General features: G+C 50.3%; 26 protein-coding genes, 1 tRNA gene and 1 pseudogene. 25 read left to right on the top strand and 3 right to left on the bottom strand.

The genetic code is table 11. From position 1 onward, the window contains the following. Positions 1-8 precede the first annotated feature (8 nt). The 12 genes from ACFCTO_RS09000 to ACFCTO_RS08945 all read left to right on the top strand — a co-directional run bounded on the left by ACFCTO_RS09000 (position 9) and on the right by ACFCTO_RS08945 (position 9,701). Positions 9-533 (top strand): phage major tail tube protein, encoded by a 525-nt coding sequence (locus tag ACFCTO_RS09000; protein ID WP_418519021.1) that lies wholly within the window; start codon positions 9-11, stop codon positions 531-533. A 9-nt stretch (positions 534-542) separates the two neighbouring features. Further along, positions 543-854, top strand: a complete 312-nt coding sequence (locus ACFCTO_RS08995; protein WP_418519024.1) for a hypothetical protein — start codon at positions 543-545, stop codon at positions 852-854. Positions 855-1,158: 304 nt separating this feature from the next. After that, positions 1,159-4,236 (top strand): phage tail tape measure protein, encoded by a 3,078-nt coding sequence (locus ACFCTO_RS08990; protein WP_499876759.1) that lies wholly within the window; start codon positions 1,159-1,161, stop codon positions 4,234-4,236. Beyond that, positions 4,226-4,429 (top strand): tail protein X, encoded by a 204-nt coding sequence (locus tag ACFCTO_RS08985; protein WP_481325331.1) that lies wholly within the window; start codon positions 4,226-4,228, stop codon positions 4,427-4,429. The genes ACFCTO_RS08990 and ACFCTO_RS08985 overlap by 11 nt, the downstream gene beginning before the upstream one ends. A 4-nt stretch (positions 4,430-4,433) precedes the next feature. Then, the gene (locus ACFCTO_RS08980) at positions 4,434-5,504 is read left to right on the top strand and encodes a phage late control D family protein (RefSeq protein WP_418519030.1); all 1,071 of its coding nucleotides are present in this window, start codon (positions 4,434-4,436) and stop codon (positions 5,502-5,504) included. Next, positions 5,494-5,910, top strand: coding sequence for a phage baseplate assembly protein V (locus tag ACFCTO_RS08975; RefSeq protein WP_370856629.1), 417 nt, complete (start codon positions 5,494-5,496; stop codon positions 5,908-5,910). Before ACFCTO_RS08980 ends, ACFCTO_RS08975 begins: the two co-directional genes overlap by 11 nt. 6 nt (positions 5,911-5,916) lie before the next feature. Beyond that, complete coding sequence (locus ACFCTO_RS08970; protein WP_499876758.1) at positions 5,917-6,243, top strand: PAAR domain-containing protein; 327 nt, start codon at positions 5,917-5,919, stop codon at positions 6,241-6,243. A 2-nt stretch (positions 6,244-6,245) separates the two neighbouring features. After that, on the top strand, positions 6,246-6,809 hold the full coding sequence (locus tag ACFCTO_RS08965; protein WP_481325329.1) for a phage tail protein: 564 nt from the start codon (positions 6,246-6,248) through the stop codon (positions 6,807-6,809). After that, the gene (locus ACFCTO_RS08960; protein ID WP_418519042.1) at positions 6,806-7,117 is read left to right on the top strand and encodes a GPW/gp25 family protein; all 312 of its coding nucleotides are present in this window, start codon (positions 6,806-6,808) and stop codon (positions 7,115-7,117) included. Before ACFCTO_RS08965 ends, ACFCTO_RS08960 begins: the two co-directional genes overlap by 4 nt. 11 nt (positions 7,118-7,128) lie before the next feature. Next, positions 7,129-8,250: a baseplate assembly protein gene (locus ACFCTO_RS08955; RefSeq protein WP_418519045.1), complete on the top strand. Its 1,122-nt coding sequence runs from the start codon at positions 7,129-7,131 to the stop codon at positions 8,248-8,250. Further along, positions 8,243-8,893: a phage tail protein gene (locus tag ACFCTO_RS08950; RefSeq protein ID WP_499876757.1), complete on the top strand. Its 651-nt coding sequence runs from the start codon at positions 8,243-8,245 to the stop codon at positions 8,891-8,893. The genes ACFCTO_RS08955 and ACFCTO_RS08950 overlap by 8 nt, the downstream gene beginning before the upstream one ends. Then, positions 8,886-9,701 carry a phage tail protein gene (locus ACFCTO_RS08945; protein ID WP_499876756.1) on the top strand — a complete coding sequence of 272 codons (816 nt, stop codon included), beginning with the start codon at positions 8,886-8,888 and terminating at the stop codon, positions 9,699-9,701. Before ACFCTO_RS08950 ends, ACFCTO_RS08945 begins: the two co-directional genes overlap by 8 nt. A 149-nt stretch (positions 9,702-9,850) precedes the next feature. Here ACFCTO_RS08945 and ACFCTO_RS08940 read toward each other — a convergent pair whose 3' ends face one another. Next, positions 9,851-10,306, bottom strand: a complete 456-nt coding sequence (locus ACFCTO_RS08940) for a hypothetical protein (RefSeq protein WP_499876755.1) — start codon at positions 10,304-10,306, stop codon at positions 9,851-9,853. Positions 10,307-10,414: 108 nt separating this feature from the next. On the opposite strand from ACFCTO_RS08940, the gene ACFCTO_RS08935 reads away from it, so the two are divergent. Continuing rightward, positions 10,415-10,615, top strand: a complete 201-nt coding sequence (locus ACFCTO_RS08935) for a hypothetical protein (RefSeq protein WP_288298715.1) — start codon at positions 10,415-10,417, stop codon at positions 10,613-10,615. Between the two features lie 191 nt (positions 10,616-10,806). On the opposite strand, the gene ACFCTO_RS08930 is transcribed toward ACFCTO_RS08935, so the two are convergent. Beyond that, on the bottom strand, positions 10,807-11,832 hold the full coding sequence (locus tag ACFCTO_RS08930; protein ID WP_418519057.1) for a tyrosine-type recombinase/integrase: 1,026 nt from the start codon (positions 11,830-11,832) through the stop codon (positions 10,807-10,809). Positions 11,833-11,878: 46 nt separating this feature from the next. On the opposite strand from ACFCTO_RS08930, the gene ACFCTO_RS08925 reads away from it, so the two are divergent. The 6 genes from ACFCTO_RS08925 (at position 11,879) to ACFCTO_RS08900 (ending at position 15,197) form a co-directional block, all read left to right on the top strand. Beyond that, a complete protein-coding gene (locus ACFCTO_RS08925) occupies positions 11,879-12,292 on the top strand; it encodes a hypothetical protein (protein WP_292302209.1) in 414 nt (137 codons plus the stop codon). Positions 12,293-12,455: 163 nt separating this feature from the next. Further along, on the top strand, positions 12,456-12,695 hold the full coding sequence (locus ACFCTO_RS08920) for a hypothetical protein (protein WP_292302210.1): 240 nt from the start codon (positions 12,456-12,458) through the stop codon (positions 12,693-12,695). Between the two features lie 13 nt (positions 12,696-12,708). Then, complete coding sequence (locus ACFCTO_RS08915) at positions 12,709-12,870, top strand: hypothetical protein (RefSeq protein WP_499876754.1); 162 nt, start codon at positions 12,709-12,711, stop codon at positions 12,868-12,870. Positions 12,871-12,904: 34 nt separating this feature from the next. Continuing rightward, a complete protein-coding gene (locus ACFCTO_RS08910; protein WP_292302213.1) occupies positions 12,905-13,489 on the top strand; it encodes a GH25 family lysozyme in 585 nt (194 codons plus the stop codon). Positions 13,490-13,500: 11 nt separating this feature from the next. After that, positions 13,501-13,791 carry a hypothetical protein gene (locus tag ACFCTO_RS08905; RefSeq protein WP_418519059.1) on the top strand — a complete coding sequence of 97 codons (291 nt, stop codon included), beginning with the start codon at positions 13,501-13,503 and terminating at the stop codon, positions 13,789-13,791. Between the two features lie 209 nt (positions 13,792-14,000). Beyond that, a complete protein-coding gene (locus ACFCTO_RS08900) occupies positions 14,001-15,197 on the top strand; it encodes a tyrosine-type recombinase/integrase (RefSeq protein WP_418519062.1) in 1,197 nt (398 codons plus the stop codon). A gap of 108 nt (positions 15,198-15,305) precedes the next feature. Here the strand turns inward: ACFCTO_RS08900 and ACFCTO_RS08895 are convergent. Beyond that, positions 15,306-15,394 (bottom strand) — tRNA-Ser (locus ACFCTO_RS08895). A 151-nt stretch (positions 15,395-15,545) separates the two neighbouring features. Between ACFCTO_RS08895 and ACFCTO_RS08890 the strand changes: the two genes are divergently transcribed. The 6 genes and pseudogenes from ACFCTO_RS08890 (at position 15,546) to mutL (ending at position 24,089) form a co-directional block, all read left to right on the top strand. Then, positions 15,546-16,670: a DUF362 domain-containing protein gene (locus ACFCTO_RS08890; protein WP_292296766.1), complete on the top strand. Its 1,125-nt coding sequence runs from the start codon at positions 15,546-15,548 to the stop codon at positions 16,668-16,670. Positions 16,671-16,884: 214 nt separating this feature from the next. Further along, a pseudogene (locus ACFCTO_RS08885) lies at positions 16,885-17,160 on the top strand (S-layer homology domain-containing protein); the annotation flags it as partial. A 29-nt stretch (positions 17,161-17,189) separates the two neighbouring features. Beyond that, positions 17,190-17,345, top strand: a complete 156-nt coding sequence (locus ACFCTO_RS08880; RefSeq protein WP_020311227.1) for a type II toxin-antitoxin system RelB/DinJ family antitoxin — start codon at positions 17,190-17,192, stop codon at positions 17,343-17,345. Between the two features lie 635 nt (positions 17,346-17,980). Further along, positions 17,981-19,309: a tRNA (N6-isopentenyl adenosine(37)-C2)-methylthiotransferase MiaB gene (gene miaB / locus ACFCTO_RS08875; RefSeq protein ID WP_499876753.1), complete on the top strand. Its 1,329-nt coding sequence runs from the start codon at positions 17,981-17,983 to the stop codon at positions 19,307-19,309. A 38-nt stretch (positions 19,310-19,347) separates the two neighbouring features. Continuing rightward, complete coding sequence (mutS, locus tag ACFCTO_RS08870) at positions 19,348-21,921, top strand: DNA mismatch repair protein MutS (RefSeq protein ID WP_499876772.1); 2,574 nt, start codon at positions 19,348-19,350, stop codon at positions 21,919-21,921. Continuing rightward, positions 21,918-24,089 carry a DNA mismatch repair endonuclease MutL gene (gene mutL, locus ACFCTO_RS08865; RefSeq protein ID WP_492000787.1) on the top strand — a complete coding sequence of 724 codons (2,172 nt, stop codon included), beginning with the start codon at positions 21,918-21,920 and terminating at the stop codon, positions 24,087-24,089. Before mutS ends, mutL begins: the two co-directional genes overlap by 4 nt. Positions 24,090-24,092 lie beyond the last annotated feature (3 nt).

Here is a 24,092-nt window from a genome sequence, read left to right as displayed (position 1 = left end):
GAACTGAGATGCCGATTAATGAACAGCGCGATAAATTAATCAACTATGAAGTCTTTTTAGGCGGCAAGCGTAAACTGGGCATGGCAGATATTACGCTACCTAAAATCAAGTACCTGACCAACACAATGAAAGGTGCCGGCATTGGCGGTGATATCGACATGCCGACGCTGGGCATGACCAGTGATATGGATTTGACTATCAAATGGCGGACCATCAACACTGACGTCGCAGAACTTTTCGCACCCAGGGCACACGATTTAGTTTTCCGCGGCGCCAATCAGCATTATGATGCGGCGACAGGAGAACTTGTAACAGATTCGATTCGGATTAACGTGCGGGCACTGCCGAAAGAAATGGACGTCGGCAAGCTGGATCCGGCAAGCCAGACTGATTCGACGAATCAGATGAGCGTGCTGTACTTCCAGGAAAAAATCAACGACAAGAAGAGAATTGAAATTGACAAGCTGAATTATATTTTCGAAGTCGACGGCGTAGATTACTTCGCGCCCGTCCGCGCAGCATTGGGATTATAGGAGGTACTCATGGATACGACAAATTTACAGGCCGGACTGGAAGCCTTGACCGGATATGATTTCGAGCAAGCAGAAAACGCGGAACGCACGGCCGGGAATATGACGCCCGACATTAGCTTCAGCAAAGGGTTCCAGGCTCGTCTTGCTGCTAAAGCACTGGGCGTATCTATTACGGATATCAAGAACTTGGGTATTCGTGAATACGCCGTCATCACGACAAAGGTAATGAATTTTTTATTCGCGAATTTGGCCGCCGACGTCCAGGCTGCCGCAAGCGGGGACCAGCCGACCAATATGCAAGAATCGCCGTCGAACTCGTAGAGTACGACAGACTGGACTTTTGGATGGGACAAAGCGTATGCAGCATGAAACGCTGGCTGGAACTCATTCAAGAGCAAAATGAGCGCAATAAATAAGACCCCTTCATGGGGTCTTATTTATCATCCAGTATAAAGCGGTTCACGAGGTAACGCAGGAGACGGAATACAAGTTTTAAAAGACGCGCTCCAATGTTTACGAAAAACATAAATACGAATAGTGCAATCGTTACATACAGTGCAGTAAGCAGCATAACAATCACATCCTTTTGTTAATTTCATTATATCAGAAAGGAGGGAGAAACGGTATGGCCATGGGACATGTTTTTGAAATCGCCTTTGCTATCAGTGCGACACTGGGTGCAGGCTTTCGCGGCGCAACAACAGGCGCTACGAATCAAATGAAACAATTAGGAAATACGGCCAAAAGTATCAGCGCTCAACAGAAGCAGCTGGACCGGGCCTGGAAAGCTAGTGCCGCCTCTGTAAAAAATTATGAACGCCAACTGGTAAGCCTGAGGAACCAATTCGACCAAGGGAAAATTACTGCGACACAATACCAGGCCAATACCCGGCGTATCGGCCTGGCCATGAAGACCGCCGGGATGAGTGCGGAAGAATATCGCACGCACTTACAGCGCCTGCAGCAGGAAATGGATAAAACGAGGGCGGCACAAGCTAAACTGCAACAGGTATTGATGGCCAGAAACAGTGCGATGGCCAATTTCAGTGCCGCCAGCAGCGGACTGATGAGTGGCGCCGCAACGGTCACCATGATGAGTGCCCCAATTGTCAGCATGATTCAAACAGCGGCAAACTTTGAAGCTTCCATGTCCAAAGTCAAGGCCATTACCAGCTCCAGCGACCAAGAAATACAGCGACTAACGAACCAGGCCCGTGAATTAGGCGAACAGACCCAGTTTTCGGCCACCCAGGCCGCCGACGCGATGAGTTACTTAGGCATGGCAGGTTGGAACACGGAGCAAATCATGGCCGGGATGCCAGCATTACTCAACCTAGCCGCCGCCGGCGGTACTGATTTAGCTCGTACCGCGGATATCATATCGGATGATCTGACAGCCTTTGGGCTATCGGCAGAAGATGCAGGTCATATGGCAGACGTCTTTGCCGTAGCGGCCAACAAAACGAACACCAGCATCGAAATGCTGGGCGAAACGATGAAATACGCTGCCCCGGTCGCTCACGCCTTCGGGGCATCCATGGAAGAAACGGCGGCCATGGCCGGCATCATGGCAAACTCAGGCATCAAGGCCAGCCAGGCCGGTACGGCCCTGCGGTCTGGGTTTATCCGCTTAGCAGGGCCGCCGAAAATGGCCCGACAAGCCATGGAAGAACTGGGGTTGTCCATGGAAGATATCACGGCAGAGCAGAAAGAAGCGGCTATGGCCATGGAATCGCTGGGAATTCAAATGAGCGATCAGAATGGGCCTCGCAAGATGTCTGCTATCCTGAGTGAATTAAGGGATAAAACCCAGAACTTGAGCAAGGAAGAAAAGCTGGCTACGCTGGGCGCCATTTTTGGTAAGGAAGCGGCCACCGGGTGGCTGGCTGTGCTGGAAGCCGGGCCGGATACCTTTAATAGTCTGGTAGACGCCATGGAACATTCAGACGGGGCCGCTGCGCAGATGGCTGAAACTATGAATGATAATGCCAAAGGCGCGGCTATACGGCTGAAATCGGCCGTCGAGTCATTATCTATCAGCGTAGGTAATATATTCCTGCCAACCATCGCCAAAGGGGCTGACACATTGGCTGCGTGGGCTGGTGGCCTGTCAAAAGTAGCCGCCGCCCATCCCGGCGTTATTGAAGGCATGATGGGAATTGCCGGCGCAGCTGTTGGGCTATTTGCCTATGTCAAAATATCCAACTTCCTAAGCTCAGCATTTAAGCTGTTAAAGGCACAGTATGAATTCATCAAAACGATGCAACTCGCCGAAAAATTCGCCAAAATCGGTCAGGCTATGGCGAAAATCGGGCCGATTGCCATGCGCATGGCTACCACCGTAGGCGGTGCTATGCTCCGACTGGGAGCGGCTATGATGGCCAACCCGGCAGGACTGGTCATCATCGGCATTGTGGCCGTCATTGCGGCGTTGTACTTGCTATACAAGAACTTCGATAAAGTAAGGGAAGGCGCAGCCAATGCCTGGAAATCTATTTCTACCGGCGCTGCCGGAGCCTGGAATAGCTTGACCGGGTCGGTTAGCAGCGCTTGGGGAAAAATCAAAGCCGGCGCCAGTTCTGCCTGGGCCAGTTTAAAAAATGGTGTTTCTGCGGCCGGGGCGGGAATTAAAAATGGCCTTATGAAAGTCGTTGGATTTTACGTCAATTTTTACACAAGCCTGCCAGGACGGATAGCCTTTGCTATTGGATTCATCGTAGGCGTTTTAAGGGCCCTGCCAGGAAAAATTGCTAGTATGGTTACAGCAGCCGGACAATGGCTGAGACGCCTGCCGTCCATCTGCTTAGCCGCCGGCTCTGCTTTCATTGCCGCAGCCGCCAGCTGGCTCAGCGCAGCTTATAGCAGCGTCGTGTCGTGGATAGGCAATATGATTGAAGGTGCGGCTACCTTCTTAATGGAATTACCGGGACGATGCATGGCCGCTGGTTCCGCCTTCATCGCCGCAGCATCTGCTTGGCTCAGTGAAGCCTACGAAACAGCTGTATCGTGGATGAGCAATCTCGTCCAAGGTGTGTACAATTTCCTCGTACAGTTGCCGGAATACTGCGCAGAAGCTGGCGCGGCTTTTGTCGACGCAGCCTCACAGTGGGCTAGCGAAGCCTATGACACTGTAGTGAATTGGATTAAACAGATTCCTGGCGCTATCAGTGAAACGCTTTCTGGCGCCTGGGAAGGCATTAAAAGGGAGTTTTCAGAAGGCATTACCGTCGGCGTACACACTGTAACCGACTCAGGGGGCGGCGATGAACCAGACGAAAATGCGCGCGGCGGCATTTACAGCCGTGGTGCCTTCCTGACTTGGTTTGCGGAAGACAGCGATGAAGCAGCCATTCCTTTGGACGGATCACCCAGGGCCATTGGACTTTGGAAGAGGGCTGGGATGGCATTAGGGTTTAATACCGATGAAATAGAACCGGAAAGGTCTGGCCAGAAAGGTCCGAATCGGACTATACCTGCAACCGTTCGCCCGCGAATTCAAAGAACGCCGGGCATCACTATCCAGCAAGAAGACCAGGCGCCGACTGCGCCCAATATGGTATTCAACATGAACTTCTATGGAGAAACACAGCCTAAACGCGTTGAAAGTGCTGTAAAAGAAGCAGCACAACAAGCAAGGCAGAGCTTTGCGGAGCAGCTGGAATCCTATCGACACGAACGGAGGCGAGTAAGTTTTGGCTACTAGGTACAGAACTATCAGCGGAGATACATGGGACCTCATTTCATACCGCGTGTATGGAGATTGCAAGTACACGGATACCCTTATTAACAATAACACCGCTTATGCGGATGTTGTAGTTTTTGGAGCCGGAACGATATTGAATGTCCCTGATATTGAGTTGGAGACACCGTCAGCCCTGCCGCCATGGAAGAGGTGATGTAATGAATTTATGGGAAACATATGCTAAAAAATTATTTCCCCAACTGACGACGTCACAGGCTCGGATGGCAAAGGTCATCGTGCTCTACAATCACGAAAACATTTCGCTACAAATTGATAAGTACGCTAAAAGCGTGACCGTCGATGATGTCATGGATGGAGAAGCAGACAGCTTGAACATTACCCTGGAAGACCGTTCAGAGTTTTGGAAAGACGGATGGCTGCCAGAACGCGGGGCCATGCTCGATATCGTATTGATTACGTCCCATTGGGTAAATGGGGAAGACCTTCAGAGTCTTCCCATAGGAAAGTTTGAGATTGATGAAATCGAATGCAGCGGCCCACCAGAAGAAGTGAAAATTAAGGGCGTATCTATCCCGAACAACGCAGAAATCCGAAGCGTAGAACATTCCCAGGCATGGGAAAAAACGAAGCTGTCGGCCATTGCCCAGGACATTGCAGATCGGGCTGGACTACAGCTCTTTTATGATACATCGGAGGACCCCGTACTGGATAGAGCTGAAGAAACGGCTCAAACAGATCTGAGCTTTTTATATAAGCTATGCCAGGATGCGGGATTATGCCTGAAGGTATCCGATGAAAAAATCATCATCTTTGACGAGCAAAAGTATGAAGACCAAGACCCAGTCATGACTATATTCAAGGGGCATGACTCACTGGAATCCTATTCCATCAAAGCCACGATTCACGAAGTTTATAAATCCTGTCATGTGAAGTATAAGAACAGTAAAAGCGGCGAACTTATCGAATTTACCTATACCGTGCCGGAGCGGGAAAACCTGCCTGGTATGACACTGGAGGTAAACGAAGAAGTCGCCGATGTTGCCGAGGCCGAGAAGCTGGCCAAGAAAAAACTACGGGAAAAGAACCGGGAAGAAGTACAGGCAACGGTAACGATGGCCGGAAATTTCTATATGCTGGCTGGCAATACCGTCATGCTGGACGGCTTCGGGAAATTCAATGGGAAATACGTCATCACGAAAGCCAGCCATAGTCTGGGGAATGGTTATACCGTGCAGTGCGATTTGCGGAGGTGCTTATATGGATACTAAAGCCATAGCCAATGTGCTGAAGAATATGTTCCGGGTCGGAAAAGTATCATCCCTCAATCCGGAGCAGAATACGGCCCGAGTATACTTCGAAGATCAGAACGGCATGGTATCCTGCGAAATGGCCATTTTGAATCGGGGCAGTAAGGTTGTTAAAGATTACTGGATGCCAGACGTTGGTGAAGACGTGCTTTGCCTCAATCTTCCGAATGATAAAAACAAGACGGTCGGGTGGATTCTGGGAAGTTATTTCAGCCAGAAGGATAGCCCGCAAATTGCAGATGACAAAGTGCGGCGCATCGACTATGGGGACGGAAGCTATATCGAGTACGACCGGAAATCACACACCCTGAATATCCACTGCGTCGGCAACATCAACATTACGGGAGCTACTATTAATCTGAATTAGGAAGCGATGACAATGCCAGCAGCGGCCAGAAAAGGAGACAGTGAAACCGGAACCTGCGACCTGGGGAAAGGCTGCTGTCCTCATACTCGGAACGGGAGCAATGGGACAGTTTCTGCCAATGTAATCATCAATGGACTGGGAGCACATCGTTTGGGAGATACCGGACCATGTAACTGCCCGCATAGCGGTACATTTCAAACTACGGGGTCATCTGGCACTGTCTTCGTAAATGGAAAGGGCGCCGTTCGCATTGGCGATGCGACGACATGTGAAACATGTGGAAAAGGAGGGCAACACACGACAGGGAGCCCGAATGTTTTCATTGGAGGATAGTCATGTCATTTCTATCAAACGTAATCCGGGCGCGGCTACAAACGGCTGCCCAACGGATGGAACAAAATACAATCAGCATATTGCGCGGGAAATTATCATCCTGGGGCCTGAGCATCCCGATCGGATGTCTGGGGCCTGTTGTCTTCACTGTTTCCAGCTCAGAAGTGAGGACTTTTTCGGACTGGAAGCGGGAAGCCAAGGGAAGGTATGCTACACATAATGTAATGGGCGGACGGCCTGTATTGGAATTCCTGGGAACCGATTTACAAACCATTACTTTCACTATGCGGCTCAGCGTCTTCCTGGGAGTGAACCCGGCGAATGAAGCGGCAAAGCTGCGCCAACTATGCGAAGACGGAACATCCATGCCGCTCGTCATCGGCAATGAGCCAGTGGGGGAAAACAACTGGATTATCGAAAGCATCGGAGAAGAAACCCAGGAATGGGATAACAACGGAAATATACTGACATCAACGTTACAGGTGACCCTGAAGGAATACGTAGGCGATATGATCGTCTTAGGGGGAGACTATGATTTGGCAATGGAAGGAGATGAAGAGTCGTGAATGTAGTACTGGAAATGGAATTAGATCATGTTGACTTCGCGCCTTCATCCACGGCGGCCGAAATCGTCCAAAATGTACAAACCATTTTGACGACGCCGAAATATACGGTTCCCCTGGACCGAGAACTCGGCATTGATGCCAGCATGCTGGATGCTCCGATTGCCGTAGCCCAGGCACGAATCAGCAGCGAAATCATAGCTGCCGTACATCAATACGAACCCAGGGCATCTGTGACCAAGGTGGCCTTTAAAGGGGATGCCGCTGAAGGAACTATCAGCGCTGTCGTCAGCGTGAAAATTACCGAGTAGGAGGTGACTACATGCGATTACAAGATTTACCAGATGTCGAATTCTTGGACACAGACACAGAGACTATTAAAAATAGCATCATTACCATCGCAGAAGGAATTTTAGGAAGAAAATTGGCCAGGGCGGACCCTTTGCGGCTATTCCTCAACTCTTTGGCACTTATCATCATACAGCAAAGGGTTGCGTTTAATCATGCCTTCAAGATGAACCTGTTGGCTTACACCGAAGGCGACGCCATGGACCACATCGGGAATTTTATCGGATGCGACCGCATTGAAGCAACGGCGGCCACAACCACTGTTCAGGTGACGCTATCAGCTGTACAGAACCATACTGTAATCGTCCCGGCCGGGACCCGAGTCGCGACGGACGACAATGTCGTATTCTCCATCGAAAAAGACATCGACGTACCCATTGGAAGCCAAACAGCGACAGGACGGGCTCTTTGCCAACAGAAAGGAACTATTGGCAACGGATATGACATTAATACCGTAAAAAATATCGTAGACAACGTTCCTTATGTGGCGGAAATAATCAATATCACCGCGACAGAAGGCGGGGCAGAACGTGAGAGTGATGAAGCCTATCGCGAGCGAATCCATGAGGCTCCGGAAAAATTTACGACAGCTGGATCTAAACAATCCTATCAATACTATACGAAACAATCGTCATCGCTTATTACGGATGTGACCGTTAATAGTCCGGAAGCTGGTACCGTATGTATCGTCCCGCTGCTTAGCGGCGGGGAGTTGCCTGGAGATGAAATTATACAGAAAATACAAGAAACATTGAACGACAATGAGATTCGTCCGCTTACTGATAAGGTATTAGTAAAAAAGCCCGAGACAATAAGCTTTAGCGTAAATTTGACATATTATATTGATGAGGATGATGAAAGTACCCAAGTAACTATTAAAAATAATGTTGAAAAAGCTGTAGCTGAGTATGTTAAATGGCAAAAAGAAAAACTAGGGCGGGATATAAATCGGACAGAATTATATTACCGGATTAGAAATGCAGGGGCGAAGCGTGTTGTTATATCTGAACCAGCAACGGATTGTGTTGTTTCATCAGAACAAGTGGCAATAGCCAATAGCATCAATGTTAGTTACGGAGGGCTGGAAGATGGCTAATACCCTGGAAAATACAAGCATATTGGATGTGCTGCCAATTAATTTGGTAGATGATGAACAAATCATAGCGGCCAGTAAAGCCTTTGATAATGAAAAAGTGAAAATACAACGTGCATATACATTATGCAATATCTTGTCAGACTTAGAATCACTCACCAATGAAGCATTAGATATTTTAGCATGGCAATGGCATATTGAAAATTATGATAGTGAAAATTTGAATAAGAAACAAAAATGCTCCATGATACAACAATCCCTTCGTTGGCACCAGAAAAAGGGAACACGAAAAATAGTGGAAGAAAGTATGAGTGTTATTTACGAGAATACATGTCTAGAAGAGTGGTATGAATATGCGGGAAAGCCGTATCATTTTAAAATCAGTACCAGTACAACGCAATCCATTACAGAAAAAAATATTGCTAAGTTGATACAAGTCATTAACATGGTAAAAAATGAACGGTCCTGGTTGGATGAGATTACATTAAAACGGAAATCGTTAGGAACTACATTTTTTAGCAGTGCGAAATGCGTACACAAAGTGGTCCGAATAGGACTCTATCGAGCAAGCATTCCGCCTCAATACGCAAAGATGTATATTAAAGGGGCGCGTCATATTCATAAGGAGGTAGTTATTAATGGCTAATTGGATTGGAACAATTTTAACTAATAAAGGGAAAACTTTACAGGGGAAAGTTGAAGCAGGGAAATGTAAATTAGAATTAACAAAAATGAAGATAGGAAGCGGGATTTTAGAAAATGGACGCGATTTAGAAGGATTGATAGAGCTAATCAATAGTGAACAGGAAATAGGGCTATCTGAAATAGAAACCATGGATACTGGAGAATGTGTCGTTCATGCGACTTTATCGAACATCAACGTTAAAACTGGATTTTATGCCAGGGAATTGGGGCTGTATGCGACTGACCCAGATGAAGGAGAAATTTTATATGCAATAACAACTGATGGTAATCCGGACTATATTCAAGCGTATGGTGGAACGACGACGATATCGTATGATATAGCCCTAACAATTATTGTAGATAATGCAACACATACTGTGGCTACCATTGATCCAGAAGGGCTGGTCACAGAAGCAAAATTACAGAGACATGATGCTGACACTGCTGCGCATACCGCTCTGGCAACGACTATTGATGATACTCTCGTGCCGACGTCTGATACAAACACTATCCGGAACCTGGTAAGCAACCTGGCAAACCGTATTAAAGCTGCTACTGGGGCTGGTGGTTGGAAAGAAGCGCCGGCGGCGACCCTTGCAAGCCTGAGTACGATGATTGCAAATCTTGCAACGGGGGCAGACGTAACCTGGGACGGGAAAAAGTTTACAAATCATCGCCTCGGCATCACCGGGCTAATGGACCAGAACGGCTACATCTGCTTTGGCCCGAATTGTGGAAGCCTAATTATACAGTGGGGGCATGAACGCTGAACGATTTTATATCGAAATTGCCAACCCCATATGCTTTACCTTCCATCCCGTAATCGATTGCAACGGCAAAAAACTGTGCGTTTGAGTACGAAGTGGGAAGTAAAATTTCTTCAACATTTGTTTGTTGATTCACAGCCAATCCCCACTGTTTAGATACCGATAATAAGGGCACGGATTGTTTGACCGCCTTGTTTAATCGTGCCGCCATTTAACACCCATTTGGATAAAATGTTTGCATGGGTGTTCGATGCGGTTTCAATATCGCCACCTGCTATAGCAATCCCGTTCGATGTATTCCATCCGGCTGGATCACCTTCGGTTGTGATGATTGCCCAGGGCTTACTAGACAGTGCAATCGGATAGGTGATGGTAGATAATCCATTTGGATTGTAAAATAATCCCCACTGTATCCATGTGACATTGCTTTTCCCCGTTCCGGTATATCCTTGTTGCGTTTCATAGTCAGGGGTAATCATAATTGTATCTGTTGTACACTCCGTCCAGTACGGGCAAGCCACAAATCCGGAAAAATCTCCAGACCTCATGGTCATCACAGCAGCCATAGCATATGAGATAGTCAACGGCAAGGCGAAGCTCTGAGTCATACCGTTTAATGCTACTAGCTGACTTCCCCACTACACCATTTTCAGTTTTTTACTTATCAATAGGCAGATAGCTGTCTATATGGCCACTGTTGAAAGGAGATGAGTAAAATGACCGAACGCGACGTATACCTCATGCTTGGCACTGACGACGAGAAAAAACGTCCCAGTGTCGTATGCGGTGAAGTAAATAACGCAATTTACACCATGAAAGTTGTCGCTGAAAGCTACGGAGTCGTTTTCAGCGATGCCGTCATCGACCAGTTATATAAAGAGCTGGACGAGCATCTAAAACGGATGCAAAAGTTATGATTATCAATATTTTTTAGATAAATGAGAAATACAGCATTAACCAGATCACCGGTAGTCCGCATCAAATAAAATCATCTATAGATGCAGATTTACCGATTTTTAGAGTATCAATAGTAACAGTGATAGAGCCGCACAGCGGACGGGTTTTACGCGTCTGTATGCGGCTCGTATAGTATCGCATTAGTAACAAATTATTTGAGCAGCTCGATGCATTTGCGTAGCTGCCGCAAGTTTTTATGCGTATACACCCGATCTGTCACATCGCCGTCAGCATGGCCGAGGATGCGCCGTTTGGCGTTTTCATTTGCGCCGGCGTTATCTAAAAGCGTGGTGACAGTATGTCGACAGTCATGCGTTGTGTGCCCGCTGGCGTGAATTAGTGTCATGACATGGCCCCAAATCGTAGCATAGCGGCCATAGTTATAGGGCTGCCCATTATCGTCTGCAATAAGTGTTTGCCCAGGCATCTTCATCCGTGCCTGGACAAGCGGTAAAATGCGATTGTGAATCGGTATAATGCGTAGTCCGGCAGCAGTCTTGCTTTTTGTGATACGAATGTATTGTTGCCGCAGATTGACGTCCGATTTATCGAGGTTGAGCATCTCGCTACAACGCATGCCCGTGTACATCAAGATAAGCACAGTATCAACGCCAGGACTATCGGTGTGAGTCCACAGTCGATTAATTTTCTGACGTGAAAAGACCTTGTGAGGTCGAACTGGTTTGTTTTTACCGAGCGTGAGCAGTTGAGCGTAGTTTTTGTCGGATGCTTCAATTTTAGCGGCATATTTTGATATGAGACTAATCAGAGAGCGTACTTTTTTGACGCTGCTGTACGATAAGCCGTGCCGACGCATATTGTCTATGATGTGCTGATAATCTACATATTTGATGTCTGCAAATATTTTCGTATGTAGCGGCTGGCAGTGCAAAAAAGCATTTTTATAGCTGTAGATAGTTGATTCTGCAGGCGATGTATTGTCGATATGTGCCGGAAGCCATCGGTAATATAGTTCTGCAAAAGTCATTTTGTGGCCAGGAAGGGAGCGGTTCGTATGAATTTTATTATAATCAGCAGCGTAAATTTCAGCCTCTACTTGTGTGCAAAAATACGCTATAGGTTTTTGTCTGCCGGCTTGTGTTACGACAAATACGTAAGGCCGCCGCCGTTTTCCTGATAGCTTTTTGATACTACCATAACCATTAGGTTTGCGCATTTTAATTACCACCTTTTTACCCTTATATTACACAGGAGGAGTCAGCATGGCAAAAGTAGATTATTTAATTAAGTTTGATGAAGACGGAAACCGCGGTGAGACATATGACGCTGTATTTATGACAGCGGAAGAAATTGCGGACTATCAGGCAAAAGGATTTATCGCAGTAAGCACAGCAGATTACCAAAACTTGCTTGGTAATAATGATGAGCATCAGCTATATATTCGCCAAAAAGATGGGACCTTTATTCCGAAGCCGGCATACGTGCCAACAGCGGAGGAATTGCAAGCCGCTAAGTTGTCCAAATTGGACACCGAATACGCGGAAAAACTGGAAGACAATAAAAACTCCATTATTATCGCCGCTACCGTTGACCAGGATGAAGAGTACGCTGCCCGGTTGCGGCAGGAACGGCAGGCTATACAGTCCGAATATATTGATAAAAGGAGTGAACTATAATGTCAGGAAAGAAATGCTTTTTATGCGGACGCCCCATGAAGACTCAAGAAGGACTATTATACGCTCTCTGTACTAATCCGAAGTGCCCAAGGTCAAAGCCATTGTCTGCGCCGGAAGAAAATAAAGTAAAATCGGAAAAAGCTGCCAATCAGGGAGGTGAAACATGAGCGAACATGATTTTCAGTCGGAAGTCCTCGAAAGAATGGGACGGCTAGAAGAGCAGTCTAAACAGGCACTGGATACCGTAAAGAAACTTGAAGAGCAGTTCCAAGAGACGAAGGAGTTGGCCATTGTGGCCGACCAGCGCGGGCGATCCGCGCATCACCGGATTAACTCTATGTACATCATTGCCGGAATTATCGGCGGCATCATATCGTTTATCGTCGACTATTTTCGGCACTAAGGAGGTGATGCATATGCATGTAACGACGGACATGATTGTCGGCACAGGTCTCGTAGCTTCCCTGCTTGCTGCTATCTTTTGCGGTAGCACCGAGCTTCAGACAACCATCGGTAGCGGATTAATTGGCTACCTCGGCCGGACAGCCATCGAAGCTAAGAGAGAGAACATGAAATAACGACGCTGTTGGATTTGAAAGGAGAAATTATATTATGTCCGTATTTGACATTTCTGAATTCCAGCCGGATGACCGCGTACAATCGCTAAACAATCAGGGTGCGGATGGCATCATCGTCAAGATTGGCGAGGCCATGGAGCTTGATCCGAAGTTCGTTCGCTTCGTCAATAATTGCGTCGCCTGTGGGGTGCCATACGGCGTTTACTATGTATCGCACGCACATAACGCGGATGAGATGATGCAAGAAGCAAAATGGATTAATGACACAATCTACAGCTATCTCGGCGAGAACAATCTGCCGAAACTCGGAATCTGGTGGGACATGGAGGTCGGTTCTGTCCAGCGCGGTGACGTCTGGCCGGACCTGCGCGATGCTATCGGCACGATGCAGTCTTGGTATCCGGGCTATGACAAGGTCGGCATCTATGCACAGTACAGCTATTTCACGCAGTACATCGACATGGACGCGCTGGCGTACTACGACATCCCGGTCTGGGTGGCTCAGTACGGCTACTACGAAAACAGCCTGAAGGCAGAATATCCTGCCTGCCATCACGTTGCATGGCAGTTCACGACGCATGGCGAAACGCAGGATGAAAATGAATGGTATGGATTTTAAGGAGGATAATTATGAGCAAATGGACAGAAGTACGCGACGGTTTTGTATCCGCTTTGGACGTTAATGATGTCGTGGATGCGGCAAAAAATCAAATGGTAGCCAGCTTGGCCGGCGAAGGCATGGAAGCTATTGAGGCAATTGCCAACAAATTCGTAGAGCAGATTCAAGTTCAGGCAGCATCTGAAGCAGGGTGGTCTGCAATTCGCGACAAATTTGTTTTGCCGCTCTTGATCAACGGCACGATTTGGGCAGCTAAGTTTGTGCTGAGCAAGAGCACAATTACTGAACAGAATAAAGTCTAAATGAAAAAGCCAGCAACACTAGGAAAATACTAGAGTTGCTGGCATATTTTTTATTATAATCAGTCGAAAACGATTGACAAAACAACGGAATAGTAAAAAAGAACGTTCTCGATTCTTTTGAGAACGTTCTTTTTTTGTTGCAGTCAGCACGCCAATATAGTATCATAAAAATAACTGGCGAATATTAGTTCGGGAAAGGAGAGAGAAGTATGATTAAAAGTAAGCATGGCGCCTATTATGTCGTCATTAAATACAAGGATTTACAAGGTCGATCCCGGCAGAAGTGGTACAAGTCTGGAACAAATTACCGGGATGCGGTGAAATTGGAGAGGAAGATTTTGGCGGCCCGAGATGCCGGGGAACTCATCGTATCCAAGACGGACATGCCGACACTCGAAGGCTTTCTTTCTACTTGGCTCGATACTACTATAAAGCCACCGGCACGGGCTGGCGGGACGTACGAAAATTACAGTCTCTGCTCCCGCAAGGCGTGCAAGTATTTAGGGAAGACCGCCTTAAATAAGGTTACTCCGCTTCAGTTATCGGTTCTATTCAAAACATTACAGCAAGACGAAGGGCTGTCGGTAACCTATGTACGCATGATTCACAGAGTTCTTCGCGCGGGATTTAACACGGCCATTCGCTGGGACCTTATCACAAAAAATCCGTGTCTTATGGCGGACGTTCCTTCTCCTGCGCCGTCACCGGCGGTGGCACTTGATAAAGATCAGGCGATGGCCTTACTGAGACAGAGTGAAACCATATCTAAGAAAGCCAATATTGTCGTCGCACTGGGGATGCTTTGTGGATTGAGGGAAGCGGAAATGTGCGGGCTTCGCTGGCAAGACTACGATGCAGATACGGGAGAATTACATATCAGGCATAATTTAAACGCCAGGGTGTTGGAGAATATTGACCACTCGCTTTATGAAGTCTGTATCCCGTGCGGCAAAAAGCATCTGGTATTGGATAAATTAAAGACGGAGTCTTCGGCTGATACGATTATCCTGCCAGAGTACGTACAAAAGCTTTTCCGCAGCCAGCATCTATGGTATGGAACCTGCCGCTTGAGATTAGGGCCGGCTTTTCATGACCTTGGCTTCATCCTCTCTCATGAAACGGGGCTACCCATCAGCCCACAGTCTGTCTACTACACAGTACAGCACGTGTGGGAAGCGTATAATAAAAATCACGAAGACAGCCCGCTGCCAAAGATTAGGGCACATGATTTGCGCCACACCGCAGCCACGTTATTGCTTGAGGCGGATGTAGATATCAAATACGTTAGCCGCCAGCTCCGGCATTCATCGACCGTCATCACTCAGAACCTTTATCAGCACGTTACCAGACGGGCCGCCTCTAAGACAGCTGATGTTATGGATGCCCTGGTAAATTCAAATATCTGAGTTCAAGGGTGGACAACAGGGTGGACAGCGCTACTTTTTCCTACTTTTGGGCAAAAAAAATAAAACCGCATGGGATGCTATAAACAGCATAACCATGCGGTTTTTATCTGGCGGAGCGGGTGGGATTCGAACCCACGAGACCTTTCGGCCTAACTGATTTCGAGTCAGCCCCGTTATGACCACTTCGATACCGCTCCATAAGGTACTTTGCTAGTATAGCATGGTATGCGCTATCCGTCAAGTTTTTTTGCATATTTATTTTTAACAGTTGGTTTACAAAGAAAATGTTGACTTAGAGCGTACTTCAGGTGGTACAATGAAAGTATCTTATTGTTAGGGGGTAAAAATATGGAAAAAGCCAAGGTATATTTCACGGACTTCCGCTGCCGTCCGGGGAAAAATAATTTACAGAAACTGCAGAAGCTCTGCAAGAAGGCTGGTATTGAAAATATCAATTTTGAAGGAAAATTCGTCGCCATCAAGATGCATTTCGGGGAATTAGGCTGTCTGGCTTCGCTGCGCCCGCAGTATGTCAAAGCCGTGGCCGATTTGGTCAAGGAATTAGGCGGCCGGCCGTTCTTGACAGACTGCAATACGCTCTATCCGGGCAGTCGTAAACATGCATTGGAACACATGGATTGTGCCAACCTCAACGGTTATAATACGGTCACTACGGGCTGTCAGATCATCATCGGCGACGGCCTGCGCGGCACCGATGAAGTCGAAGTGCCGGTCAAGAACGGCGAATACGTCGAAAAGGCGAAAATCGGTCGGGCCATCATGGATGCCGACGTTTTCATCAGCCTGGCTCACTTTAAGGGCCATGAAATGACGGGCTTTGGCGGCGCCATCAAGAATATCGGCATGGGCTGTGGCAGCCGCGCCGGCAAGATGGAACAGCATTCGTCGGGCAAACCGAAAGTTGACGAAAGCAAGTGTAAGAACTGCCATCGCTGCGCTCAGGAATGCGGTTCTGACGCCATCACTTATGAAGATAACGTCGCCCACATCCACGAAGACTTGTGCAAAGGCTGCGGCCGCTGCATCGGCGCCTGTGCTTTTGATGCCATTCAGACTGTCGAATGGGATGCCAATGAAAAACTGGACCGCAAGATGGCCGAATACGCCCAGGCCGTCTGCCAGGACCGTCCGTGCTTCCACATCAACCTGGTCATGGACATTTCGCCGAACTGCGACTGCCACGCCGAAAACGATGCACCTATCCTGCCGGACATTGGCATGTTCGCTTCCTTCGACCCGGTCGCTCTCGACCAGGCTTGTGCCGATGCCTGCATGAAAGCCGCTCCTATGCCCAACAGCCAGTTGTCGGATAACCTGGCTAAACCCGATTGGCAGCACCATCACGACCACTTCCTCGACAGCAATCCTAATGTCGACTGGAAGACGACCCTGGAACACGCTGAAAAAATCGGCTTAGGCACACGGGAATACGAACTCGTCCGCGTCCGCTGATTAAAGCTAACTACTAAAGTTTGAGTTAAAATCTATGATTACTATTATAGCAAGTATATTGCTATAGTGTAATTCCATAAAGGATAAATGTATATTCACGATTCGCCTTTTAGACAGTGGAGTCTATAAATACGCAGGAACTAAACCGGAAGGGGCGCCGGTTTGGTTCCTGCGTTTTTTTATGTGAAGATATACTTCTTAAGAATACGTTACCAAGCTGAAACAGGCCCGTATCCTGACGGGTTATCCCGATGGGAACTTCGACGGCGACCGCATGATGACGCGTTATGAATTTGCTGCCATCGTGTACCGGGCCATCATGGCCGGTGCCGCTTCCAACCCGGCTTTGAGCCAGGACGGCACGCTGGATAAATTAGCGAAAGAATTCTCGCCGGAAATGAAACACATCCGCATCGATACGATTGCCAAAGATAAGAATGGCAAACCGACGATCGAACGAGTCCGCGTCATTCCCGAAGCAAAACAGTAGAGGAGGGGAGTATCATCGCACAGATAGGATTGTCTTTTCGTATCGATTCAGACCTCAAAAAGGAGTTTGAAGCATTTTGCGATGCTGCTGGCATCAGCATGACGGCGGCCATCCATTTGTTCATCAAGACAACCGTCCGGGAACAACGGATTCCCTTTGAAATAAAGGCTTCGAGCAAAAAATAGAATCGAGAGGGTAAGGAGAAAGGGCTTGTCGCACGGCGACAAGCCCTTTCAAGCTGTTAGCAGCTAGGGGTTAGGGGTTAGCAGATATCGTTCGTCATAAATCCCGGCTGTACACAGGATTCACGGCGGGCCGCCCGCCGCTGCCATCCTGTCCAGGGAATCGGCTCCTGCATCTGACGAATCAGAAAGCTTTGGGACGGCCCCTACGGCCTCGCATACAGGCGATAAATGGAAACAGTTTTATTGGCTACAAAAAAATACGGCCAACGGCCTTGTGCGTAGGGGACGCCCTTTAACCTCTCAGACCGCCTTTGGCGGCCAGCTCCCCTATAAAGGGAGCCTTGTGCGTCCCGCTGCGAGATTTGACCACAGCCCATTCGAGTATAATGGCAGGTTTTTACGAGCCACGAACCACGAACCACGAGCCACTATTTTTTCACAAGCCGAGGGTTACTCGAGGCGATGTTGTTAGTCTGAGATTATTGCCGCAAAGCGGCATCTGAGTCCGAAGCGACCTGCGACCGGCGGCCTGCGGGCCACGAGCCCCTAAAAAGCCCTTCACAGGGGCGGCCTATATATGGTATTATATACTGTAAACCCTAAATTATGATTTTTGTGAAAAACGGAGAGAATACATGGATTTTCAGAGCAATCGATTTTATCATATTATTTCTTATGGCTGTCAGGCGAATATGTCTGACAGTGAGCATTATGCCGGTCAGTTGGAGGAGCTGGGCTATCACAATACGGAAGATTTGGATACAGCCGATGTCATCCTCATCAATACGTGTTGTGTCCGCGAAACGGCGGAAGACAAGACGCTGGGGAAAATCGGCGAACTCAAGCATTTGAAGAAGCAGAACCCCGATTTGATCATTGCCGTCACGGGCTGCATGGCCCAGGAATGGCAGGATAAGCTCTTCAAGCGGGCGCCGCACATCGATTTGGTCATCGGTACGCACAATATCCACAAGCTCATCGAGCTCATCCAGGAACGGCGCAGCAAGGCCGACCATTATATGGCTGCCGACATGACCCTGCCGGCTTTCCATGATATGCCGGTCAAGCGCTTCCAGAAATTCTTTGCCTGGATCCCCATCATGAACGGCTGCAACAAGTTCTGCACGTACTGTATCGTGCCTTATGTCCGGGGCCGTGAAGTGAGCCGCCCCATCGACGCCATTGTCGAAGAAATCAAGAAGGTCGCTGCTGAAGGCTACAAGGAAATCACCCTTCTCGGCCAGAATGTCAATTCCTATGGCCTGGACCTCAAGGACGGCACGGATTTCTCCAAGCTCGTCGCCGCTGTCGACGATATCGACGGCATCGAACGGGTCCGGTACATGACCAGCCACCCCAAGGATATGACTTTTGCCATGATCGACGCCATTGCCAACAGCAAAAAGGTCGTCAACCACATGCATCTGCCCATCCAGTGCGGTTCTGACGAGCTCTTGAAGAAGATGAACCGCGGCTACACGGTGGAACATTACCTGGAACTCGTCGACTATGCCCGCAAGCGCATGCCCGACCTGGTCCTGACGACGGACATCATCGTCGGCTTCCCAGGCGAAACGGAAGCCATGTTCGAAGATACGCTGAACCTGCTCAAGCGCGTCCAGTACGACATGGCCTATACCTTCATCTATTCGCCGCGTACGGGGACACCGGCGGCCAAGATGGAAGACCAGATTCCGCAGGAAGAAAAGAGCCGCCGTCTGCAGCGGCTCATGGATGTGCAGAACGTCTATAGTTTAGCAAAAAATAAAGAAATGGAAGACCACGTCTATGACGTCATCGTCGAAGGGCCGACCAAGAACGATGCCAACCACTGGTTCGGCCGGACGACGGGCAACAAGATGATTATCTGGGAAAATGACGGTTCCGTCGCCATCGGCGATACCGTGCCGGTCCAGGTCGACAAGGGCCAGACGTGGGTCCTCAAAGGTCACTTAGTGCACTAAAGGAAGGTGAGACTTTGGCAGGAAAAAAATTAACGCCTATGATGCAGCAGTACATGGAAATCAAAGAGCAGTGCCAGGATAAGATCCTCTTTTTCCGCCTCGGCGATTTCTATGAAATGTTTTTTGACGATGCCCTGACGGCGTCGCGCGAACTCGACCTGACCCTGACCGGCCGGGCTGGCGGCAATAAAGAGAAGGTCCCCATGTGCGGCGTACCTTTCCATTCGGCCGACACCTATATCGAACGGCTGGTCCACAAGGGCTATAAAGTCGCTATCTGTGAACAGATGGAAGATCCGAAGCTGGCCAAGGGGCTGGTCAAGCGCAAGATCATCAAGGTCATCACGCCGGGGACGATTACCCTGGAGAATGCCGTGGCGTCGAAGAAGAACAATTACATCGGCTGCCTGACCGAAAGCGATGCCATCCTTTCCATCGCCCTCATGGACGTCACGACGGGCGAATGTTTGTGGGCCGACTGCGCGGCATCGGTCATGGAAGACAGTCTGTTCGATATCCTGGCCGTCTACGAACCGAGTGAGCTCATTTACGCCCACATGGGGAAGGATATGGATGCCGTCCGCGAATACCTGCGCAGCCACCTGGCCCAGTGTACGGTTACGGAATTTCCTGCCGATGACAGTGTCGATTACCGGGAACAGGCCCGGTCCTATTTCCCGCCGGAAGACTTTGCCGCTGCCTCGGCGGCCGGCGACTGTATCGGCATGCTCCTGGCCTATGTCAGTGACGTCATGCAGTCCGACATTTCCCACATCAATTCGCTGGAACATATCGACAATGAACGGCGTCTGGTCGTCGATGCGGCCAGCCTGCGCCATCTGGAAATCACGCAGAACGTCCGCGACGGCGGCCGCCGGGGGACCCTCCTCGATGTCCTGGACAAGACCAAGACGGCTATGGGCGGCCGGCTCCTGCGCAAGTGGCTGGAAGCGCCGCTCATCCGCATTGCCGACATTACGCGCCGCCAGGATGCCGTTGAAGATTTCGTCCTTCACGAAATCATGCGCCAGGATACGGCAGACGTGCTGGACCGGATTTACGATTTTGAACGCATCCTGACCCGCATCGAAACGGGGACCGTGAGCCCCAAGGACCTGGTAGCCCTGCGGGAATCGCTGGCCGTCATCCCGCAGCTGAAACAGGTCCTGTCCGGCGCCCGTGCCGACCTCCTGCACAGCCTCAATAACCGCTTGCAGACTCATGACGAGGTCTATGACCTGCTCTGCCGGGGCATCAAGGACGAACCGGGTCTGGTCATCCGCAACGGCGGCGTCATCCGCGACGGTTTTTCGCCGGAACTCGATGAAATCCGCTCCATTGCGGCCAACAGTCATGCCTTTTTGCAGGAACTGGAAGAGAAGGAACGGGAAAAGACAGGCATCAAGATGAAAATCGGCTATACTAAGGTCTTTGGCTATTACTTCGAGATTTCCCATGCCAATACCAAGCCCATCCCCGATTACTACGTGCGCAAGCAGACGTTGGTCAATGCCGAACGCTACATCACGCCGGAATTGAAGGAATTTGAAGTCAAAGTCCTGACCAGCCAGGAACGGATGCTGGCGCTGGAATACAAGCTCTTCGGCGATATCCGCCGCCAGATTCAGGGCCACATCCCGGCCATGCAGGAAACGGCCCGGGCCATTGCCCGCATCGACTGCCTGTACAGCCTGGCCTGCGCGGCCTATGACAACCGCTACGTCCGTCCCAGCCTCAACACCAAGGCGACGATTTCCATTAAGGACGGCCGCCATCCGATTATTGAAAAGTATTTGAAAGACGAATTGTTCGTGCCTAACGACGTTACCTTGAACCACGAAGACCATGAAATCCTGGTCATCACCGGCCCCAACATGGCCGGCAAGTCGACGTATATGCGCCAGGTCGCCGTGCTGGTCCTCATGGCCCAGGCCGGCTCCTTCATTCCCGCCAAAGAAGGGTCCATCTGCCCGGTGGACCGCATCTTTACCCGTATCGGTGCCAGCGACGACATCCTCACCGGCCAGAGTACGTTCATGATGGAAATGAAGGAAGTGTCGTACATCCTGAAACACGCCACCAGCCGCAGCCTGCTCATCCTCGATGAAATCGGCCGCGGCACGAGCACCTTCGACGGCATGTCCATCGCCAGGGCCGTCATCGAATACTGCCTGAAGCACATCCACGCCCTGACGCTGTTTGCGACGCACTACCATGAGCTCATCGCCATGGCCGACGATTCGCCGAAAATTAAGAATTATACCGTCGCCGTCAAGGAACGGGGCAAGAACATCAAGTTCCTGCGGCGTATCATTCCCGGCGGGGCCGACCGCAGCTATGGCCTGCACGTTGCCCGTCTGGCCGGGCTGCCCGAAAGCCTGCTCAAGCGGGCCGACGTCATCCTGGAAGACTTGGAAAAGAACGGCGGTGCTCCCGTCCCGGCCAAGGCGCCTGTGAATCCGGCGCCGTCACCCATGGGAGACAGCCTCTTTTCCAGTCCCGTCATCGACAAGCTGCTCAGCGTCGATGTCAGCAGTATGACGCCGATTGAAGCGATTTCTTTCTTATATAATCTGCAAAAAGATGCCAAAGAAGGAAGTGGGATCCAGTGAGTTCAATCATTCATGTCTTAGATGAAGCGACGCGCAATAAGATTGCTGCCGGCGAAGTCGTCGAACGGCCGGCGTCGTGCATCAAGGAGCTCGTAGAAAATGCCATCGATGCCGGTGCCCATGCCATTGAAGTGGAAATCGCCGACGGCGGCCAGTCCTATATGCGGGTCACTGACGACGGCTGCGGCATGAGCCCGGAAGATGCCCATAAGTGCATCATCCGCCACGGTACGAGCAAGATCAGTTCCGTCGAAGATATTTTTGCCATTACGTCTTTAGGCTTCCGCGGCGAAGCCGTGCCCAGTATCGCCGCCGTATCGCACATGCAGATCACGACGCGCCAGGCCAGCGATGACTTTGCGACGCACCTCATCCTCGACGGGGGCAAAATCACGGCAGAAGACCAGGCCGGTGCACCGGTCGGGACGACGATGGAAGTGAGCGACCTCTTTTACAATACGCCGGCGCGGCGCAAGTTCCTCAAGAGCGAACGGACTGAAAGTTCGAAGATCTCTGAAATGGTGACCAAACTGGCCCTGGCCAATCCGGCCATTGCCTTTACTTTTACCAATAACGGCCGGACGACGATGAAGACCGGCGGCACCGGCGATTTGCGGGAAACCGTTGCCAATATCTACGGCGCCAACGTCGCCCGCGATGTCTTTGCCGTCACTGCCGACCAGGACGGCATCAGCCTGGAAGGCTATGTAGGCAAGCCGTCGGTCTTAAAGAGCAACCGCAACTGGCAGACGTGCATCGTCAATCACCGCATCGTCCATAATCCCTTGATGTTCAAGGCCATTGACAATGCCTATCATGCCATGCTGCCGAAATCGGGCTATCCCTTTGCCATGCTCCACCTCCACGTCGACCCGGCGACAATCGACGTCAACGTCCATCCGGCTAAGACAGAAATCAAATTCTCTGATGAACAAGCCGTCTACCGCGCCATCTACCACAGCATCGTCACGGCCCTGGTGGCCCAGGAAAAGCCCGAAGCCATTGCCAAGACCATCGGTGAGGTAGGGGCTGCCCCACAGCCGGAAGCCCATGTAGGGGCGCCCACGTGGGGCGCCCGCTCGCAGGAGAGGGGCCAAGCACCCCCTGTAGGGGCCGTCCCAGAGGGCCCGCAGGAAAAAGCAACCTCTCAGTCCGCTGCGCGGACAGCTCCCCTATCAGGGGAGCCTCTTGCGTGGGGCGCCCGCTCGCAGGAGAGTGGCCAGGCAACCTCCATAGGGGCCGTCCCAAAGGGCAGCCCGCAGCGGACAGCTCCCCTATCAAGGGAGCCTCTTGCGGACGGCTCTGACCGGGCCCCAAAGGGCCTATCAGGGGAGCCTGTGGAGACGCACGGTCTGGATTCGGATGGTTCCTCATTGTCTGGAAGAACCCCTCAGTCAGCAGAGCTGACAGCTCCCCTTCGCAGGGGAGCCAATGTAGGGGCTGAAAGCCTCCCCTGCGAAGGGGAGGGGGACCGCTCGCGGTGGAAGGGTTCTTCCTTGTTTTCCCAGGCTTTGGCCCAGCATGGCCAGGGCGGTCCGTCGGAAGCGACGTCGGTCGTTTCCGAGGCGTCGGCGCCTAAAATCGTCTTTGACGGCGATGACGACGTCTTCATTCCCTTAGGGGAAGTGGCGGACTGCTTCATCATTGCCAAGAAGGGCCAGGATTTATACATCGTCGATCAGCACGCGGCTCATGAACGGATCCGCTACGATACGTTCTGCAAGCGCGTCGAACGGATGCCGAGCCAGCAGCTGCTGACGCCGGAGTTCGTCGAAGTCGACAACGAGGATATGACGCTCTTATTGGAACGGCAGGATGTCTTCAACGACCTGGGCTATACCTATTCCGAAGCCGGGCCGACGACGCTGCGCGTCGAAGAAGTGCCCTGCGATTTGCAGACCAGCGATATTGCCGATTCTTTAAAGGATATCTGCCTGCTCCTGCACGACCAGAAGGAACCGGATAAAGCCATGGTCCGCCATCGCTCGCTGGCCTATCTGTCCTGCCACGGTGCCGTCAAGGCCGGGGACAGCCTCAATATCCGCCAGATGAAGCAGCTTCTGGATGATTTGTTCCATACGGAAAAACCCTACGTCTGCCCTCATGGCCGGCCGACAATCATTCGCTTTACGCCAAAAGAATTAGCGCACTTATTTAAACGGACATGACTC

Source organism: Megasphaera indica, assembly GCF_046614755.1.
GTDB classification, from domain to species: domain Bacteria; phylum Bacillota; class Negativicutes; order Veillonellales; family Megasphaeraceae; genus Megasphaera; species Megasphaera intestinihominis.
Note: the sequence above shows the minus strand (reverse complement) of the source record. Positions and strands in the feature narration are given on the sequence as shown.

Excerpts from the sequence above, each read along its gene's own strand:
- miaB (WP_499876753.1), top strand. The coding sequence starts at position 17,981 with ATGGATTTTCAGAGCAATCGATTTTATCATATTATTTCTTATGGCTGT.
- ACFCTO_RS08950 (WP_499876757.1), top strand. The coding sequence starts at position 8,243 with ATGGCTAATACCCTGGAAAATACAAGCATATTGGATGTGCTGCCAATT.
- ACFCTO_RS08930 (WP_418519057.1), bottom strand. The coding sequence starts at position 11,832 with ATGCGCAAACCTAATGGTTATGGTAGTATCAAAAAGCTATCAGGAAAA.
- ACFCTO_RS08975 (WP_370856629.1), top strand. The coding sequence starts at position 5,494 with ATGGATACTAAAGCCATAGCCAATGTGCTGAAGAATATGTTCCGGGTC.
- ACFCTO_RS08910 (WP_292302213.1), top strand. The coding sequence starts at position 12,905 with ATGTCCGTATTTGACATTTCTGAATTCCAGCCGGATGACCGCGTACAA.
- ACFCTO_RS09000 (WP_418519021.1), top strand. The coding sequence starts at position 9 with ATGCCGATTAATGAACAGCGCGATAAATTAATCAACTATGAAGTCTTT.
- ACFCTO_RS08905 (WP_418519059.1), top strand. The coding sequence starts at position 13,501 with ATGAGCAAATGGACAGAAGTACGCGACGGTTTTGTATCCGCTTTGGAC.
- ACFCTO_RS08955 (WP_418519045.1), top strand. The coding sequence starts at position 7,129 with ATGCGATTACAAGATTTACCAGATGTCGAATTCTTGGACACAGACACA.
- ACFCTO_RS08925 (WP_292302209.1), top strand. The coding sequence starts at position 11,879 with ATGGCAAAAGTAGATTATTTAATTAAGTTTGATGAAGACGGAAACCGC.
- ACFCTO_RS08890 (WP_292296766.1), top strand. The coding sequence starts at position 15,546 with ATGGAAAAAGCCAAGGTATATTTCACGGACTTCCGCTGCCGTCCGGGG.
- ACFCTO_RS08915 (WP_499876754.1), top strand. The coding sequence starts at position 12,709 with ATGCATGTAACGACGGACATGATTGTCGGCACAGGTCTCGTAGCTTCC.
- mutS (WP_499876772.1), top strand. The coding sequence starts at position 19,348 with ATGATGCAGCAGTACATGGAAATCAAAGAGCAGTGCCAGGATAAGATC.
- ACFCTO_RS08940 (WP_499876755.1), bottom strand. The coding sequence starts at position 10,306 with ATGACTCAGAGCTTCGCCTTGCCGTTGACTATCTCATATGCTATGGCT.
- ACFCTO_RS08990 (WP_499876759.1), top strand. The coding sequence starts at position 1,159 with ATGGCCATGGGACATGTTTTTGAAATCGCCTTTGCTATCAGTGCGACA.
- ACFCTO_RS08965 (WP_481325329.1), top strand. The coding sequence starts at position 6,246 with ATGTCATTTCTATCAAACGTAATCCGGGCGCGGCTACAAACGGCTGCC.
- ACFCTO_RS08935 (WP_288298715.1), top strand. The coding sequence starts at position 10,415 with ATGACCGAACGCGACGTATACCTCATGCTTGGCACTGACGACGAGAAA.
- ACFCTO_RS08900 (WP_418519062.1), top strand. The coding sequence starts at position 14,001 with ATGATTAAAAGTAAGCATGGCGCCTATTATGTCGTCATTAAATACAAG.
- ACFCTO_RS08980 (WP_418519030.1), top strand. The coding sequence starts at position 4,434 with ATGAATTTATGGGAAACATATGCTAAAAAATTATTTCCCCAACTGACG.
- ACFCTO_RS08970 (WP_499876758.1), top strand. The coding sequence starts at position 5,917 with ATGACAATGCCAGCAGCGGCCAGAAAAGGAGACAGTGAAACCGGAACC.
- ACFCTO_RS08995 (WP_418519024.1), top strand. The coding sequence starts at position 543 with ATGGATACGACAAATTTACAGGCCGGACTGGAAGCCTTGACCGGATAT.
- ACFCTO_RS08945 (WP_499876756.1), top strand. The coding sequence starts at position 8,886 with ATGGCTAATTGGATTGGAACAATTTTAACTAATAAAGGGAAAACTTTA.
- ACFCTO_RS08920 (WP_292302210.1), top strand. The coding sequence starts at position 12,456 with ATGAGCGAACATGATTTTCAGTCGGAAGTCCTCGAAAGAATGGGACGG.